Source organism: Enterococcus sp. LJL128 (assembly GCF_056924295.1).
The window spans coordinates 12,670-29,686 of record NZ_JBXPBP010000014.1; the positions used below are offsets into that span (position 1 = coordinate 12,670).

General features: G+C 40.2%; 12 protein-coding genes. 1 reads left to right on the plus strand and 11 read right to left on the minus strand.

What is annotated here, in order from left to right; all coding sequences use genetic code 11:
- Positions 1-170: 170 nt before the first annotated feature.
- Positions 171-1,028, plus strand: a complete 858-nt coding sequence (locus AC1Z3K_RS14505; protein WP_461733087.1) for a DUF4304 domain-containing protein — start codon at positions 171-173, stop codon at positions 1,026-1,028.
- A 248-nt stretch (positions 1,029-1,276) separates the two neighbouring features.
- On the opposite strand, the gene AC1Z3K_RS14510 is transcribed toward AC1Z3K_RS14505, so the two are convergent.
- The 11 genes from AC1Z3K_RS14510 to AC1Z3K_RS14560 form a co-directional block, all read right to left on the minus strand.
- A complete protein-coding gene (locus AC1Z3K_RS14510) occupies positions 1,277-1,744 on the minus strand; it encodes a VOC family protein (protein ID WP_426084654.1) in 468 nt (155 codons plus the stop codon).
- A 35-nt stretch (positions 1,745-1,779) separates the two neighbouring features.
- Positions 1,780-2,649: an AraC family transcriptional regulator gene (locus AC1Z3K_RS14515; RefSeq protein ID WP_461733088.1), complete on the minus strand. Its 870-nt coding sequence runs from the start codon at positions 2,647-2,649 to the stop codon at positions 1,780-1,782.
- A gap of 238 nt (positions 2,650-2,887) precedes the next feature.
- Positions 2,888-4,618 (minus strand): Na/Pi cotransporter family protein, encoded by a 1,731-nt coding sequence (locus AC1Z3K_RS14520; RefSeq protein WP_461733089.1) that lies wholly within the window; start codon positions 4,616-4,618, stop codon positions 2,888-2,890.
- 586 nt (positions 4,619-5,204) lie between these two features.
- Positions 5,205-5,921 (minus strand): MIP/aquaporin family protein, encoded by a 717-nt coding sequence (locus AC1Z3K_RS14525; protein ID WP_461733090.1) that lies wholly within the window; start codon positions 5,919-5,921, stop codon positions 5,205-5,207.
- Between the two features lie 2 nt (positions 5,922-5,923).
- The gene (glpO, locus tag AC1Z3K_RS14530) at positions 5,924-7,759 is read right to left on the minus strand and encodes a type 1 glycerol-3-phosphate oxidase (RefSeq protein WP_461733091.1); all 1,836 of its coding nucleotides are present in this window, start codon (positions 7,757-7,759) and stop codon (positions 5,924-5,926) included.
- Positions 7,760-7,765: 6 nt separating this feature from the next.
- On the minus strand, positions 7,766-9,286 hold the full coding sequence (gene glpK, locus AC1Z3K_RS14535) for a glycerol kinase GlpK (RefSeq protein WP_461733092.1): 1,521 nt from the start codon (positions 9,284-9,286) through the stop codon (positions 7,766-7,768).
- 256 nt (positions 9,287-9,542) lie between these two features.
- Positions 9,543-11,030, minus strand: coding sequence for an AcpB/EbpR/MafR family transcriptional regulator (locus AC1Z3K_RS14540; protein ID WP_461733093.1), 1,488 nt, complete (start codon positions 11,028-11,030; stop codon positions 9,543-9,545).
- Positions 11,020-12,348 carry an FAD-dependent oxidoreductase gene (locus tag AC1Z3K_RS14545; protein ID WP_461733094.1) on the minus strand — a complete coding sequence of 443 codons (1,329 nt, stop codon included), beginning with the start codon at positions 12,346-12,348 and terminating at the stop codon, positions 11,020-11,022. The genes AC1Z3K_RS14540 and AC1Z3K_RS14545 overlap by 11 nt, the downstream gene beginning before the upstream one ends.
- A gap of 991 nt (positions 12,349-13,339) precedes the next feature.
- The gene (locus AC1Z3K_RS14550) at positions 13,340-14,098 is read right to left on the minus strand and encodes an alpha/beta fold hydrolase (protein ID WP_426084646.1); all 759 of its coding nucleotides are present in this window, start codon (positions 14,096-14,098) and stop codon (positions 13,340-13,342) included.
- A 273-nt stretch (positions 14,099-14,371) separates the two neighbouring features.
- Complete coding sequence (locus AC1Z3K_RS14555; protein ID WP_461733095.1) at positions 14,372-15,190, minus strand: TraX family protein; 819 nt, start codon at positions 15,188-15,190, stop codon at positions 14,372-14,374.
- A gap of 86 nt (positions 15,191-15,276) precedes the next feature.
- The gene (locus AC1Z3K_RS14560; protein WP_461733096.1) at positions 15,277-16,956 is read right to left on the minus strand and encodes a MutS-related protein; all 1,680 of its coding nucleotides are present in this window, start codon (positions 16,954-16,956) and stop codon (positions 15,277-15,279) included.
- Positions 16,957-17,017 lie beyond the last annotated feature (61 nt).

Here is a 17,017-nt window from a genome sequence, read left to right on the forward strand (position 1 = left end):
AGTTTTCTTTAAGAAGGCTTTTAACCGTGAAAGTTGTATTGAGCTTCCACATAATGACAAATCAGTTGAATATACTCTTGTTTTCTCCAGCCTACGATTTGCTTGAAACATATATGCTATACTACTGTTATATTCTCTTTGGTTTTATGTGGTTGAAGAAAGGGTATAAAATGATGAAAGAAGAAAAAGTAAACTATTATTTGGAACTCATATCAATGCCTGAATACCTGCCTTATGATACGAGTGGTATTATGAACGAATTGGCTATCTCAGATGATGATGTTGCAGCGTACCAGCACCAAAAAGCGCGGGAAATAAGTTTAACTCCTGTCGAAAAACGCAATATTATTGTAAAACAAGTAATAAAGCCTTTACTTAAAAAAAATGGGTTTTCCACAGCCGGATTAACATGGTATCGGGAAATTGGAGACTCGTATTTAATTATTCACATGATGAACTCTCAGTTTAACAGTAACAGCACTGGGGCAAGTTTTCGCTTTCATATAAGCGCTTCAAAAAAAGACGAAATAAAAGAACAGCTTTCAAAACAATGGATTTACAATCAAGCATGCGAATTAAACCAATTTGATTTTTTACCTTATTGCGGTATGCTTTCTCCCTATTATTCTGGTGGTATGTATAAAATTGACGGGTATAAAAACTTTCTTCCATCCAATAGACCAATCGAGCAGATTTGTAGACAGATAGGAGCCGATTTTGAAACCTGGATTTTGCCAGAGCTATGCAGGATAAAATCTTATGAGAATTTTTCGGAGCTGCGCTCTCAAAAGTTGAAGCAGCACGAGAGTAAGGAAGTAAAATTATTGCGCTACTATTACGCAGCACAAAGCACTGCTGCAAATCCAAACAAAGCCTCTTACAAAATGCTCGTAGCGATGAAAAAAGAACTCGGGCTAAGTGAAGAGGCTATCAGAGCTCATATTGATTGGCTTGATATATGTAGGGAAAATTCAAGCTTTACAAAGGTTGATGCCAAAGAATGGGCACTACGTACTTCACTAGACTAAAATGCTGCCGTATTATTTGATTTTCATTCATTTTATCAACAGTCAATAATCGGTGATTTTAAAGATAAACACGCGTTGACGAATAAGAATCTAGGCAAGATTAGCGCAAACTGATAAAAAAAAAGAACGAAATTTGTCAATCATCCCTATGTGTTAGTTTCCTAAATCATAAGTGAATGATCCACCATTTCGTTCTTTTTTATCTGCTGTGATTATCAGCAAAAAAGATGACAGCATCGCTTTTGCCTTTAGCTTTTCAGCATTCGTTCAATTATGCCTTTTTTCATAAAGGTCTTTTCAACCAAGTCCTCTACAGAATACCCTTCTTTATGCAGTCTTTTCATCATCAGCTTTAGTTCTTCGCCAACCTCAATAATGTGTTTATCCGGATCATATAGGCGCACAACTCTCTGCCCCCAAGGCATAACCAGCGCTTCTTCTATTGTCGGAATGTCCGCTTTTTTTATTTTAGTAATAAATCCATCGAAATCTTCTTCCTCAAAATACATTTCCACATCGTTTCCCTGATAACGGAAAAAATCCTGCGAACATTTCGTAAACATCATCCATGAATTTTCCGTCTGAACGGATAACCCGCCTGTAAATGTTGCATTCTCACCTAAATCAGAAATAACCCGCAAACCAAGAAGCTCTGTATAAAATTTCTTCGTGCGTTCTATATCCTTAACTACTAGCATCGGTCCTTTAAACTTCATTTTGCTTCCCTTCCTTCAATTATTGTTCTCTTAAGTCATTCGTTTCCTCTCACTACTGGAATCCAAACTTCAAAGGCGGCTTCTTCTGGATTCGGCTCTATATACAATTCAATATCCGGACCATCAGCATATTCATATCCTGAACTAGGCAGCCAGTCGGTCACAATTCTTTTTTCAAGCTCTTGTATCGCTTGAGGCATTGGTCCCCGACCAGAGAAAATAGCCCATGTAAATCCCTCAACTGTATAACTGCTTAAACCTTCCGGGACTGTTTGATCACTGGCTACTCCAATGTAATATTCGGAAACAGCTGTTTCATCCCCAAAGCCTGTACTTATCCCCATGATGCCCTGTACGCCTTGAGGATTACTATCCATTAACGGAAATAGCTTCTGTAAGGTGCCGTCTGTTGTTACTTTTGTCCAAAATTCAGGGACTTCGTTAAAATTTTCTTCGATTTCTTTTGACAGAGTCCGCCTTGCTCCCACAATACGAAAGGCCTCTTTTTTTTCAATCCGGTATTCCATCTCCACAGCTCCTTTAATTGAAATCTGGAATTTAATCCGCGGATAGGATTTTAATGGTACGCCCTCTTTTTGCGCCTGTGAAGGTGTCAACCCGTGAAGCTTCTTGAAAGCTCTGGCAAAAGAGTTTGATGATTCATAACCATACTTGACTGCTGTGTCAATCACCTTTGCCCCTTCTTGCAGATCCACACCCGCAAGAGACAGCCGCCGTCTGCGGATATACTCCGTCAATGGTACACCTACCATGTAGGAAAAAATTCGCTGATAATGATATTCCGAGCAGCAGGCAATTGTTGCCAGCTCTTTATAGTCGATAATGCCAGTCAGATTTTTTTCTATATAAACCAGCGAGCTTTCTAATCGTTCCATCCATTCCATTACGTTCAACTCCATTTATTTAAGTTTAGGTTATCCTCTTTCACTTTACCTCACTTTGCCTGCCCGAAAAAGCACTTCTTTCAACCCACATCTAATAAAAAAATACTAAGACGAGTAGTAAGATATTCTATCGAATTACCTTCTCTACAAGTCTTAGTATAGTTATTTGTACTAAAGCCGAATAGTCCCGTTACTAAAACAGCTCTCTCAACTGCTTCTTATTATTCACAATACAACACTAATCAACCAACTTGATAACTGGATTGATGGATTGCTCTACAGAGATTGTTTCTGTCCCATAGCGCTCGCCCAGTACATACTTAGCCATGTGAATCGTACGGTCGCTCATTCGTTCCAGATTTGAAGCTGAGTCGATAAACAGAATGCCGTCTGCCGCCCGGCCTTTTCCGCTGTTCATGATTGAAATATATTTTTTCCGCAGGAGTTTAACCATCTCGTCAATCTGCTCTTCTCGTTCAATCATGTGCTCAGCCATTGTTTTATCGTCATTTTCAAACGCCGTTAATGAGTCTTTGATGTTTTTCAATACTTTATTGAACAAATCAATTAAGTCTTCATCATAAAGAATCAATGTATCCCGACTGGAAGGCTTGCCGGCTTTTTTGTCTTTTGCCTTCTGTTTCTTTTCCAGCTTAATCGCTTCATCGATATTCTGAGTAATATTGCGGCAATGATCCCCTATCCGCTCCAAATCCTTAGTTAACTCCAGCATCATTGTCTGCTCATGACTCTCAGCGATAGTCAGCTCTGCAGAAGAAAGCTGCACCAAATATTCCGTCAAACGATTGTCCATATCATTAATAGCCGTTTCATATTGATTGGCATTTTCGCGGTCCACATTATCCTGTTTTTCATAAAAAGCCTTCGTTGCTTCAAATGCTCCCACAACGTATTCACCCATCTGGAGCAGTTCAATTTTTGCTTGATTCAAGGCAAGGGTAGGCGAGCTTTGAATAATCGTTTCGTTTAGATTAGAAGGCTTGAAGTCAATTCCTTCTTTATCACTTCCTGGAATAATCTTGCGTACCAGCAGTTCAATTTTACTGATAAACCAGAATTGAATCAGCAGATTAGAGACATTAAATATCCCATGTGCTACGGCAATCTGCATTGCCGGATTCAATCCAAACATGCTTGATATGCTGACAACGACCGCTGTAAATGGTGAAAGTAAGATAGTAAATATGATTGCTCCCACAAGATTAAAGACAACGTGAGAGGCAGCTGTACGCTTAGCCGCCACGCTTGCTCCTAACGCAGCAATAACAGCTGTTATTGTTGTGCCGATATTATCCCCAAATAAGATTGGCAGAGCCGCACCAATTTCTAAACTTCCTTGTGTATACAATTGTTGCAAAATACCGATTGTAGCACTGGAACTCTGCAGAACCATCGTCAGCAAGGTACCAATCCCTACACCTAAAATCGGATAGTCAGAAACCTCGACCATCAGCTTTGAAAACTGCGGCAGCTCCTGTAAAGGCGCCATACCGCTGCCCATTAGCTTTAATCCATAAAACAAACAGCCGAAGCCAAACAGAATCTGACCGATATTGTTGATTTTCTCCCGTTTGAAAAAGAAAAGCATAATCGAACCTATACCCATAATCGGCAGCGAGTAGGCACTTAAATTAAAGCCAATAATAAATGCGGTTACAGTTGTTCCCACATTCGCTCCCATAATTACTCCGATTGCCTGACGCAGCGACATAAAACCCACACTCACCAGTCCAACTGTTAAAACTGTTGTACCGGAACTAGACTGAATAATTCCCGTCACAACTATTCCTGCCAGAACAGCTCTTAAAGGTGTTGAGGTAAATGTATTTAAAATATCTCTTAGAGAATCTCCAGCAGTTTTCTGCAGACCATCTCCCATATACTTCATCCCGAATAGAAAAATTCCTAATCCTCCGAGAAAAAGAAATGCCATCTCTTGATAGGACACCCATTGTTCCCCCTTCAACAAAAAAATAAACTCAAGTTAAGAGTACAAAAAAAAATGCCCGATGTAAACACAATATTTACTTTTCATCCAAAAGAAATATATAACCATAATAATCATTTTTATCCCTTAAAAACAGTTTAAAGAGCGTTGCACTATTTTTAACGGTTGAAAATACAAATGAGCTACAACATTTACTAACAATTGTTTCAATTAATTCCTTAAACCTTTTTCCATACTTAGTATCTTGACTGGTATTCTTCTTTGGTCAAGGGAAGATACAGCGGAGCTGCTTATTCCCTTCAACTCACAGTTTTGCACTAATCCTCAAGCAGCTGTACACTATTTCTCAAAGCAAGTAGGAAGCAAAAATAAAGTCCCCGCTAAAGTTAGAAGAAAATTAACTTTAGCGGACACTTCAAAAAGTCGAAATTCGAGAAATAAGACGAACTATCTCAAAAATGTGAAAAGCTCCAGGTAGGTATCAATCAACAGCTACTTAGTTCCCTCGTAGTGTTTCTTGACAATCTTGGTTCTCGGAACTAAACACTTTTTTCACAACCTCCTATAGGAGACACTCTTTATTTTGTTAAACGATCATCAGCCAAATTCCTCCGGCGATCACTGCGCCAATAACAGGTCCAATAATCGGTACCCAAGAATAACTCCAGTCTGAGCTTCCTTTTGTTGAGATTGGCAAGAGCTGATGCGCCAGCCGTGGACCAAAATCCCGTGCTGGATTGATTGCATAGCCTGTTGGCCCGCCAAGAGATAAGCCGATAGACAGGATTAGAATACCCACAACCATTGGATTAACTCCTGCGGCAAAATCATTTTGTGAAAATGCCAGTAAACCAAGGACAAGAACAAATGTGCCGATGATTTCAGTAATCATGTTTGCTGGATAATTCCGAATCGCCGGACCAGTTGCGAATGTTCCTAGGACTGCGCCCTGATCTTCGGTTTCTTTCCAGTGGGGCAGATACGCCAGCCAAACAAGGACAGCTCCAGTAAACGCTCCAGCTAGCTGAGCTAGAATAAACGGAATCACCATGCCCCATTCAAAGCTGCCAGTCATCGCCATAGCGATTGTTACAGCTGGATTTAAATGAGCTGGTCCCATAAAGCCGGCAATATAAGCCCCCATCGTAACTGCGGCTCCCCAGCCCATTGCAATAACAACCCAGCCGGATGCCTCCGCTTTACTTTTCTTTAGGTTAACTGCGGCACAAACACCATCGCCTAAAAGAATCAAAATCAGTGTGCCTAAAAACTCGCTGAAAAGCTGCGCTGTAGATGTATCCATGGTCAGTTCACCCTCTCTTTCAGTTCAACCAAATCAGATTCCTTGATAACCTGCTCCAGACTTTCTACGTAAGCCTGTTTGACCTCAGAAGTCCAGTCATAATAGCTTGCCATCGCTTCGATGACTCCTTGCTTCACTTCATCAAGAGTATCTCTCATAAATAACAAATGATTCGTTCTACGTACCAGATAATCTTCTGGTGTCAGACTCATCTCTTCCTCCATTGCATAATGAAGCCCTAACGTTTCAGCTAAGCTTAAGCCTTTAGCTGGTTTTATTTCATCAATTTTGGCGAACAGCCAGTCAGCATTAGATCCGTATAAATGAACCAGATAATCTGCTTCATTGTTGCTCAGTCCTTTTTTCCGTCCCTGCTCTGCAAGAAGTTCTAATTCCTCGTCTACCTGTTCAGGGTTAATATTCCCTCCCGATACAGGGTAGTTTTTAGAATCAATCAATGTGACTACCTGATTAAACTCCTCTTTGAGTATTCGCTGAATTTCTTTCATTGCGCCCTCTGCCATTTTACGATAATCAGTAATTTTGCCGCCGGACAATGTCAGCAGACCATCTTCTGACCGCTCTAATAGACTTCCTCTTGAAACCGCTGACGGATTACTTTCGCTTTCAGAGAGAGAATCCTCCAAGTGATTTAATACTTTTTCAACATCAAAACGACTAGCTTGTTTTTTCTGATAGCTTGACACAACATCGACAACCTGATTAAAACTAGCGTCGGTAATTTTGCCGTTTTTACCACCATTATAATCGGAACCGCCGTTTGTCGAAATCAATGGACGAATCCCTGCCCAGCTTGACTCTATATCGTTAACTGTTAAAGCAGCTTCGGGGTAGCGATTATTGACAACCTCTAACAGATATTCGACATCCTCCTGCGTAACAACTGGATGTTTATAATCTCCTGTATAATCTGTATCCGTTGTACCAAAATATGTTTTCTTTTCTCTTGGCACAACAAAAACCATCCGTCCGTCATGCTTTCCTGTATCAAAATAGGTTGGCTGCGGTACCTGTAACCGACTGCTGTCTACGACCAGATGAACACCTTTTGTCGGACGCATCTGAGGTGTAATATTTGCGTCGCTGTCTAGGCCTCGAACCTTATCTGACCAGGGTCCAGTAGTATTAATCACTACTTTAGCTTTGATTTCAAAAATATCCTCCGTCAATAAATCTTTAGCCGTTACGCCGATAATCTTGCCGGAATCATCCAATAAAAATCCTGTTGCTTTAACTCGGCTTACCATATATCCGCCATCAGCTGCCGCCCGTTTGATATTCTCAATCACAAGACGTGCATCGTTGTTTCTGAAATCCAGATATACACCGCCCCCCAACAACCCTTCTTTCTTCAGCTGAGGTTCACGCTCTAAAACCTCTTCTTTTGTCAAAGTATAGTTTTCAAATTTGGTTCCAGTAACATTAGCCAAACGGTCGTATAAATCCATCGCAACCTTTACAGAAAACATGGTGAAGGTCGCACTCGGCTCATCATATACTGGCAGCAGCATGGGATCCGGCTTTGGAATATGAGGAGCAATATGCTGAACAACTGCACGCTCCTGAACTGTATCTGCTACTACCTCCACATCAAAATTCTTTAAATAACGAATACCGCCATGAACCAGCTTAGTCGATCTGGAGGAAGTTCCTTCTGCAAAATCCTGCATTTCAATAAGTCCGGTCTTCAAACCTGCTCCGCTGGCTTGAAGCGCTACTCCTGCTCCAGTGATGCCTCCGCCAATAATCAGTAAATCAAGTGTTTCAGTTTTCATTTTTTTAATGTATTCATCTCGTGAAGCTGCCGAAAATGCCATCTCTCATCACTCTTTTCCATATTTTGGTTTATGCTTGAACATTTTGGTTGCTGCAACGGCTTGCTGCCAGCCTTCATATAAGTCTTCCCGTTCATCCTCTGACATTTTAACTTCGAATACCTCTCCTTCTTCATGAAAGGCTTTTAGTTCTTCTAAATCCTTCCAGAAGCCCACCGCTAATCCGGCTAAGAAAGCTGCGCCTAATGCTGTCGTTTCTAAATTTTGTGCTCTTTGAACAGAGGTATTTAAAATATCAGCCTGAAACTGCATCAGTAAATCATTATTTGCTGCGCCGCCGTCTACTTTTAATACTGGGATATCGATACCCGTATCATTTTTCATTGTGTCAATAATATCTCTAACCTGATAAGCAACTGCCTGTAGTGTTGCTTTGACAAAGTCTTCTCTCGTTGTTCCTCTGGTTAAGCCAAACACTGCACCTCTTGCATCAGAGTCCCAATATGGTGCACCCAGTCCAGTAAATGCCGGAACCACATACACTTCATTGTTGTTCGCAGAAGCATTGGCTACTGCCTCTGACTCAGCAGCTGTCTGAATCATTTTCAATCCGTCTCTTAGCCACTGTACCGCTGAACCAGCAACAAAGATGCTGCCCTCTAACGCATAGTACACTTTGCCGTTAATGCCGTAGCCAATCGTAGTCAGAAGATTGTTATCTGACAGCTGCGGCTTCTCTCCTGTATTCATCACAATAAAGGATCCTGTACCGTAGGTATTTTTTACCATTCCAGCTTCAAAAGCCATTTGTCCAAACAAAGCGGCTTGCTGATCGCCTGCCATGCCGGCAATTGGAATTTCACTTCCATAAAAATGATAGGTTTTTGTCAGCCCATAAATTTCAGAATTTGAAGTTGCTTTCGGCAGCATTGCTTTAGGAATATTCAGCAGGTCTAATATGTCCTGATCCCAGTCTAGCTCATGAATATTGAAAAGCATGGTCCGACTGGCATTGGAATAGTCAGTCACATGGGTTTCCCCGCCGGTTAGCTTCCAAACCAGCCAAGTATCAATCGTTCCAAACAACAGCTCGCCTTTTTCCGCACGCTCCTGTGCCCCGTCAACATGATCTAATATCCAGCGGACCTTTGTTGCAGAAAAGTATGCATCAATAATCAGTCCGGTTTTTTCATGAATCATCTCTCCGTGTCCGTCTTCCTTCAGCTGGTTGGCAATTGGCGAAGATTGGCGTGATTGCCAAACAATCGCATTGTAGATGGGCAGCCCCGTTTCTTTATCCCAGACTACGGTTGTTTCCCGCTGATTTGTAATACCAATTCCCACAATGTCTGTCGGTCTTACACCAGATTCAATTAATGCTCCTGCAATAACAGACTGAACGGAATTCCAAATTTCATTAGCATTATGCTCTACCCAGCCGGCTTTAGGAAAGTGCTGTGTAAATTCTTTTTGAGAGCTTCCTACTTTATTGCCTGCCTTATCAAAAATAATTGCCCGTGAACTTGTGGTTCCTTGATCGATTGCCATGATGTACTTTTTCTCTGTCATGTTTACTTCCTCCTGTTTTTTTAGAAACCGTTTTCTTGTCTATATAATAAAAGAATTTGCGGTTCTAAAAATGTCATATTTTTTTTAAATTTTAAAATAAGTGACTGTTTTTGCTTTCTGCTAATATAAAAAATGAGCCTCTGTTGGACTCTTGTTTCCTAAAGTGCTGCTTCTACTCCTGTACTTCTCTATGTGTTAAAGGAGCTTCTGTCGACTGTGTCGTTCTACTAAAAAGAAGGAAAGTCCGGAAATTGACTTATGTCCCGGACTTGTTCTGCTTTTCATATAAGCTTCTGATTTTCTTTTTAATCTGGGAAATATCATAGGCTGACCCCAGCTCAGACAAAACATAAACGGAATGCTCTGCTAGATGACTATTTTCCCCAAAAGAGTTAGTAATGACCAAATCATAGCGCTTATTTTCTTTATACCCTTCCACGGTTACCCCGTTAATATTTTTCAAACTGAGCATTAATACCTGAGTCATCACGTCTCTATACAGAGGATCCATTTTTAAGTCAATCCCTATCTGCAGCTCTACCATCATTTCAAAATCAATGACAGCCAATACACTCAGATACTTAATCAGCGACCATTCATGAAGACTGTTTCCCTGCTGGTACGCTTCCCCAAAAAAGGACAGGCTTTGCTTCAGCAGCTCATGGGAAAATTCAAGCAAGTGATGCCCCGACAGCTTCTCTTCCTTTTCCCAAATATTATCTTGCTCAAAAAGCTCCAATTCTCCTGTAAAAAAGTATAGCCGGTTGTGGATTTGAGAAAAATAATAGAATATTTTCTTCTCTAACGCTGGAACAAATTTCTGCGGACGATAATACAAAATCACCCGCTCCAGTAAAAAGGTATCTGCCAGCGAAGTAGGGCTTCTTCGCCCCCTCATCATTCCATAATCAGCAAAATCCTCTTCTGATAAAACGAACATGCTTGTTAGAAAAACAAAATGAAGCTGACTTTCGTTCTCATCAATATCAATTGGATAACGGCTGAAAAAACGGATAACAAAGGAACGCAGACTTTGATACAACGGATCCTGCTCATACTCCAGCATTTTCCTTCTTAAAAGTTCGTGCTTTTTATCATTCACTGGAATTCTTTTTTTGCTGATTGTCAGCCACAAACTGATTTTCAGTTTGCTATTTTCAGTAAAATTCATCGCCAAAGCTTTTTCAAGAGCCTCAATAATCCGAAAATTCTGGGCAGTCAATGTCAGTTTTTGATGCTGCTCATAAGGTGTTAAAAACCAGTAAATCTGAAAATAAAAATAGCGAATCTGCAGCTCCTCACCTTTTAGACGGCCATTTCGAATTTGAATATCAAATTCCTTCAACAGTTGGTTCAGTTCTTTAATTTTTCTAAAAAGCGATGACTCGCTAATCATAAATTTAGTCGTCAGCTGAACAATCGTAAACTCCCGATATTGAAACAAATAATTAATCAGCTGGAATTTTAACGAGCTTTGAAGATAATCTCCGATAACTGTACTGATACTGAAGTGATCGGTAAAGTCTACCTTTACCTGACGGCCATCATAAAATAACCTGCAGTCTTTTTCATAAGGCTTCAAATAGTATCCCAGTTCGCTGATGTCACTTTCTAGAGAGGCTTTGGAAATGCCTAAATAGCTGATTAAAATCTCTTCCGAAACGGTTCCCCCTGACAAAATCGCCTTTTTCAATAGTTGAACTTCCCGGGCTTCTTTTTTATCCAGCAGCTCCTCAATCTTCATGTTGTTCACTCCATAGCCCAGCTACCCCCAAATGATTCGTAATATCTAATATATTGGTGAAGAAGGGGTGAAACAGATAATCCTTTTGATACAGCTCCACTAATGTTTGTCCCACTTGAATACTCAACGCCAATGTATTAATTTTCTCTAAAATATCCACTTTAGAAACAAGCTGTGCACCTAATAATTTTTTGGTGCTTTTTTCAAAAATCAATTTTCCCGAAATCATTTCTTCTGAAAACAATGCCGCTTTCTGAGTGAGGTGTACAGCTGCGACCTCCTCCGGATAAAATAAACTCTCTGCTTCGGTCAGCCCTGTACTTCCAATATAATACTCTCCCAGCTTAGTCCCTATTGTCCGTAAAGAACCCGTAAATTCGACCGCAGGATCAATAAGATTTTCAGCGACTGTCAGTCCGGTCCGTACAGCATTATTCACTAAAGGAATGTAAACTGACTCTGTATCAAGAGAATGTCGAATCTGAATACAATCCCCTACTGCAAAGACATCTTTTTGAGAAGTCTGCAAGTAATTATCCACCAAAATAGTCCCATCCATATGACGCTCCACCCGCCTATCAAGATAAGCTAAGTCAGGACGAACATTCATTGCAAAAACTGCACCGTCACATTGATAGTCTCCTTTTCTAGTTTTAATAGATAGTTGCCCCTGCTCCACGATTTCTTCCACGGTTTCGTTGAAGTGGAAATGAACTCCTGCTTGCTTCATGTCTTCCTGTACAGGCAAAATCATCTCTTGATCAAAATATTTAAACAGCAAATAATCCATGCTTTCAAACAAATGGATGTCCTTTTTCAGCTTTAATAAGCTGTCTATTGCCTCACCACCTATTTGTCCGCCGCCAATAACAGCTACAGACTGACTATCAGCTAAAACATCCAGTGAATGACTACTTCCCTCTAAAAACTTGTATTTCAGTACTTTTGACGAGTTGCTTCCCGGAATTTGACGGGACCATTGACTAGAGCCAGTCGCTAGAACTAGTTTATCAAAGGCAATCTGAAATTCCGTTCCCTCTTTTTCATATTTTAGATAATGAAGTACTGTATCAACAGCCGTCACTTCGGCGGCTAAACATAAATCGATGCCCTGCTGCCTCAGCTGTTCAGGAGTGATATAACGAGCCTCCTGCAGCTGCTCTACTTGTCCGTCAGCCCAAAGATTCAAGCCTCCAGGTAAAAAGCCGATATCTGCCTGCTTATCCAAAAGCTGAACAGAAGCTTCTTTGTACTTTTGTCTAATTCCTATTGCAGCTGCTATACCTGCAAAGGATGCACCAATGATTACTACGTTCATCTGGACTCCTCTTTTCCCAATTAACCGCTTTCTTTTAGAATATCATATCTTCCTGAAATGCCCCAAAAAAAGACGCTTTAACAGTTAAGCTGCTGCACTCTCCCAATAGACTTCTTTACCTAAAGTAACATTTCTTATTGCAGTAACAGCTCTCTTTAGGTATACTATACGTGCAGGATAGAAATATTTCACTTAATATAAATAAAAAAGGCTCTTCTCTATCTGACGCCAATCAGATAGTCGAAGATTTGTACAACAGCTGCCACTGTGATGCAAAAGCCAATAGTTCGTTAATTATTCTTTCTTTTTCATGCCTGAAACTCCTTTGGAAGGCTGAGTTTTTTGCCTTTCCCCTGTTTTCAGATTGATTCAGAACCAGATTATTTGTTGTTCAACTATTGACAGTATCAGAGCATATAGCTTATGGTACTGTCTTTTTTTCTATCCTGTTAGCAGTATTGAAGGAGCTTTATTACAGCAGAAGGAAGAATAGCTTTCCTTTGAACACGATTTTCCCTTTACAGATTCATAAGCTCGATGTTTTTATCCCAAAATCTGTTCACAGGTCCCTTGTTTTCCAACAAAATAAAAAAGCACTCCATCATTCGGCGCCAACCAAATAATGGAGTATCGACTGGAAAGCTGCCACTCTCCAGCCGAGTTGCCCTTTGCCAGTACCAGAGTACCAACGGTCTTTATTGTACCTAATTTCTTAAAAAATATCTAGCTATCGTAGACTATTTCTAAGAAAATAGGCAATAAACCTTACTTGTTACTTTGAAAAAGCAAATTGCATGTGTGTACTCCTAAGTTTTTATTCTATCTGCTGTTTAACCTCCTTCAATCCTATTTTAATTGTTTTATTTTTCCTAACTATTAAGAATTGGCGGACGGTATCAATAACTGCTGCCTATTTTTATGAAAAATCCTTTCTTATCACGCCCATATACAATCGAATCAGATTATTTCTTATAGCAAAGCTAATAACTCGCTATTTCAGACTTTCAGCCAAAAATTCAGCAACCGTATCCATCAGACTTCCCTGAACCAGATGCCCTTCACCTGTTCCCGTTAAAAAGCGGCTGCCAGCTGCGAAAGGCTGTGTCTTGACCAATGCCTGAAAATCAGTCATATCTTCATACGGAATTTTTACATCTTCTGTGCCATGCCAGAATAGAATTGGTCTGCTTTGCAGCTTTTCAGGCATTCTAGATAAATCATAATTTCCAACCCAGCTCAATAGCAACGGGAGATCCTCCGGTACGTACACATCCATTTCCTTGGCCTTTCTCATCACTCTCTGAATATATCTTCCCGGATAAGGGGTTCCCATCAGGCAAACAGCGGCTTGAATTTCAGGATGCTGTGTAAGTAAAGCACAAGTAGTAATTCCTCCCATTGAAACACCACCTACCCCCACCTTATTTCCTTCAACTAGCCCTAAACGCTGAAAGAAACGAAGAATAACGGAGAATTCAATGACATTATATTGAATGCTTGACCAAAAAGTAATGGACGGAATCATCGATACCGCCCCTGTTTTCCGCTCGCCATGATTCATCGCATCTGGAAGAACGACTCGAAAGCCTTTCGCCGCCAGTTTACGAGCCTGTGTCAGCGACAGCTCCTTTGCCGACTGCCAGCCATGATAATAGACAATTAACGGCAGCGGTTGTGTCTTTGCCGACTCGGAGACGACCTCCAATACAGGAATTTTCTCCACATAACGATGACGTACACTTATTTTCATGATTTTTACCTCAGTTTCTTTTATTCCTTCTATTTTAACATCAGAAGACAAAAAAAGACGAGTACGGGCTATTATTCCTCCACGTACTCCTCTAAAATTAACCATGAACAAACAGCCAGCTGGAAAAGAATTGCTGAATATTCTTTAAGCTTTATAAAAATACTAAACAAAATTACTTAACATCCAGAATGGGGAATCTCTACTTCATAATGTGAAAAAGTCTTGCTCATTCCTCAATAACTATCCTCTCATCACTAGTCTCATACCTCAGATTTATGAATAGAAATGATTGAAAATAAAAACAGCAAAAAGATACAGCAGCCAGATATGAGCTGGATAGAATACATAGAAAAACTGCTTCATCCCTTTGCCCCTCTCTCCATTGTACAGCGCTATCGGAATGATTGAAAAAATCATCATCCACTGAGTATTCGCTGTAAAAAGCTCCTGAAGATTTGATGCAGCGAACAGCAGACTAACAGCAGCGATTGCCACACACTGCAGCACCCGTTTATTTCTTAACAAATACAGCAAAGTAGCTAGATAAACCATGATGAAATTCTCTGTAAAAATCAGAGTTGGAAAAACGAGACCTATGCTGATTCCAGGAACAATGGTCGCTGGATTACTCATTAACAGCAGTGCTATTCCAGATAAAAGAATCGGCAGCAGCATACATAATAACCCCAAAGCGAATTTGTGAATGTTCTTTTTAAAGTAGCCTTCCTTAATTAAATCTGTTCCGTACATAGCAAGTACAGCGACAAATAAATCCGCAAAAATATTGTTGACCAATCCCATATCCCCTAAAGGAAATAACCGCTGTATCACAAAATTCCCTGCACCCATGACCCAAAAACCAATCAATAGACGCTGTAAATATTTTTGTTTGTTACGGGTATGACTAAACCCTTCCGCACTGACAAAAAAGAACAGTGTCGCAACAGGACGTCCAAACCAATCAATCCAGTCTGGCGCTCCCATCAACGCAAACATTTCATGAATATGGTCGATAAACATCAAGATAATACCCAAAATCTTTAAATCAAAAATCGTAAAACCTCTATTTTGTTTCTCTAATTGTCTGTCCATTGTTGACCTCCTCGCTTGGATTATAGCCCAGAGGCAGCGAAATAAACAGGAACAACATTATTAGATGATGTGACAAAAATGATAGCTTAGACTGTCGGGGTATTCAAAATATTCCATAGTCTGTGCTTATCGAAGAAAGCTGCTTCTTCCTTCGCAGAGTCTACAATAACTTTGGGATAGGACATTACTTGTAATAATTCCAAAGCATTTCTTGTTTTTGCTGCGCCCGACCTTACTTGATAATCAAAGCTAATGCCATCAGCTTCTATCTGCTCTTCAAAATGCAGGTTTGTACAACTATACTTCAGAATTTCCGTCAGCTCAATATCATGAGTCGCAACAAAAGCAATAGATGGGTAGTCCTTTAACCAGTCAATAATACTGGCTGATGCCGCAATTCGTTCAATTGTGTTGGTTCCTTTAAGGATTTCGTCAATAAAGCAATAACAATGTTCACCTGTAGCAACCTGATCCAGAACCCGTTTAATTGATTTGATTTCAGCAACAAAATAACTGTCTCCTTCAAATAAATCATCCTCTACTGCCATCGATGTCAGCACGTGCCCCCGCTGCATTAAAAAGTGGTCTGCAGCAGCTGTATGAATTGTTTGTGCCAAAATGCAGTTGATTGCAACACTCTTGACATAGGTTGACTTGCCGGAAGCGTTTGATCCAGTTACCAATGTGTTGTTTTCCCATGCCACTGGATTAACTACCGCAGAAGCAGACAAAAGCGGATGATAGCTGTTTTCTGCAGAAACTCCGCCAGTCTGGAACTTTGGTACCGCTGTTTTCGGCATATACAAGCGGAAATTTAATACAGCGTAGGCTGCTTCCAGCTCTCCCAATAAATCCCACAGAATAATTGCTTCTTTATTATGCTTTGCCAAACGTCTTAACGCAAAATGATACGAAATAAAAGGCAGCATAAACATAATATTTATATAATCAAAAAGCATTTCAGCTTCTGAGTTTGATTTTACTCGGAAAGAGACTGCAAAAGTCAGAATACTTTTTAAAGGCGTCAGATTGCTTTTTAGCTGCTGCTGTACAGGAGTTTCTATTTTACTGATAGCCTTAGCCGTTCCAAGTCCTTGAACAAAATAACGCATGCTGTTCAGCTCTGTCTCTAGTCGTTCCTTCTTACTCAAATAGTAAAAGGTATTTAAACAAATGCTGCCTACTAATAGGTACAAACCAAATACCTGACCAAAAGCCAAAATTCCTGCACCAATTATAGGGAGGATGCCGAAAAACACATAAAGATAAAAATGCGGCAGCTCTTTTCCAGCGGCTTCAGATAAATAGTGCTTTACAAAGTTTTTATCCTTTTTACCCAACTGGCCAAATCGAAACTGAATAGCCACTCTTTTTTCCGGTTGTTCCTCATAAAATGCAATTAACTCCTCCAGCTTTTCAACAGACTGATCATTAAAATCGAAATTTCTCAACCGCTGATACAAGGCCTCAGATCCAATGCTGGAATAGGTTCCATTCACAGCCTCAAACACCTCTGTCATATCCAAATCATACCAAGTGATATCATCTATTTCACTTTCAAATTTCTGATAGGTCTGCGCAATTTTCCATGCATCCTTTAAGCTGTCTTCGTGATCGAATCTACTCCATACAGGTGCTTTTCCCCATTGCTGTTTAATCTTTTCACGAAGCTTATAATTTGTACGCCATTCAAGAAACAAGATGATTATTACTACTGCAACGCTCAAACCTATAACATACCATACCCGTTGATCCACATTTTTCATCCTTTTCATTTTTTATTATTAATCTTATCACTGATGCTGTGTAAGCAGCCGGCTATTTTTA

Coding starts and splice junctions, on each gene's coding strand:
- AC1Z3K_RS14505 (WP_461733087.1), top strand. CDS start 171: ATGATGAAAGAAGAAAAAGTAAACTATTATTTGGAACTCATATCAATG.
- AC1Z3K_RS14510 (WP_426084654.1), bottom strand. CDS start 1,744: ATGAAGTTTAAAGGACCGATGCTAGTAGTTAAGGATATAGAACGCACG.
- AC1Z3K_RS14515 (WP_461733088.1), bottom strand. CDS start 2,649: ATGGAATGGATGGAACGATTAGAAAGCTCGCTGGTTTATATAGAAAAA.
- AC1Z3K_RS14525 (WP_461733090.1), bottom strand. CDS start 5,921: ATGGATACATCTACAGCGCAGCTTTTCAGCGAGTTTTTAGGCACACTG.
- glpO (WP_461733091.1), bottom strand. CDS start 7,759: ATGGCATTTTCGGCAGCTTCACGAGATGAATACATTAAAAAAATGAAA.
- glpK (WP_461733092.1), bottom strand. CDS start 9,286: ATGACAGAGAAAAAGTACATCATGGCAATCGATCAAGGAACCACAAGT.
- AC1Z3K_RS14540 (WP_461733093.1), bottom strand. CDS start 11,030: ATGAAGATTGAGGAGCTGCTGGATAAAAAAGAAGCCCGGGAAGTTCAA.
- AC1Z3K_RS14545 (WP_461733094.1), bottom strand. CDS start 12,348: ATGAACGTAGTAATCATTGGTGCATCCTTTGCAGGTATAGCAGCTGCA.
- AC1Z3K_RS14550 (WP_426084646.1), bottom strand. CDS start 14,098: ATGAAAATAAGTGTACGTCATCGTTATGTGGAGAAAATTCCTGTATTG.
- AC1Z3K_RS14555 (WP_461733095.1), bottom strand. CDS start 15,190: ATGGACAGACAATTAGAGAAACAAAATAGAGGTTTTACGATTTTTGAT.
- AC1Z3K_RS14560 (WP_461733096.1), bottom strand. CDS start 16,956: ATGAAAAATGTGGATCAACGGGTATGGTATGTTATAGGTTTGAGCGTT.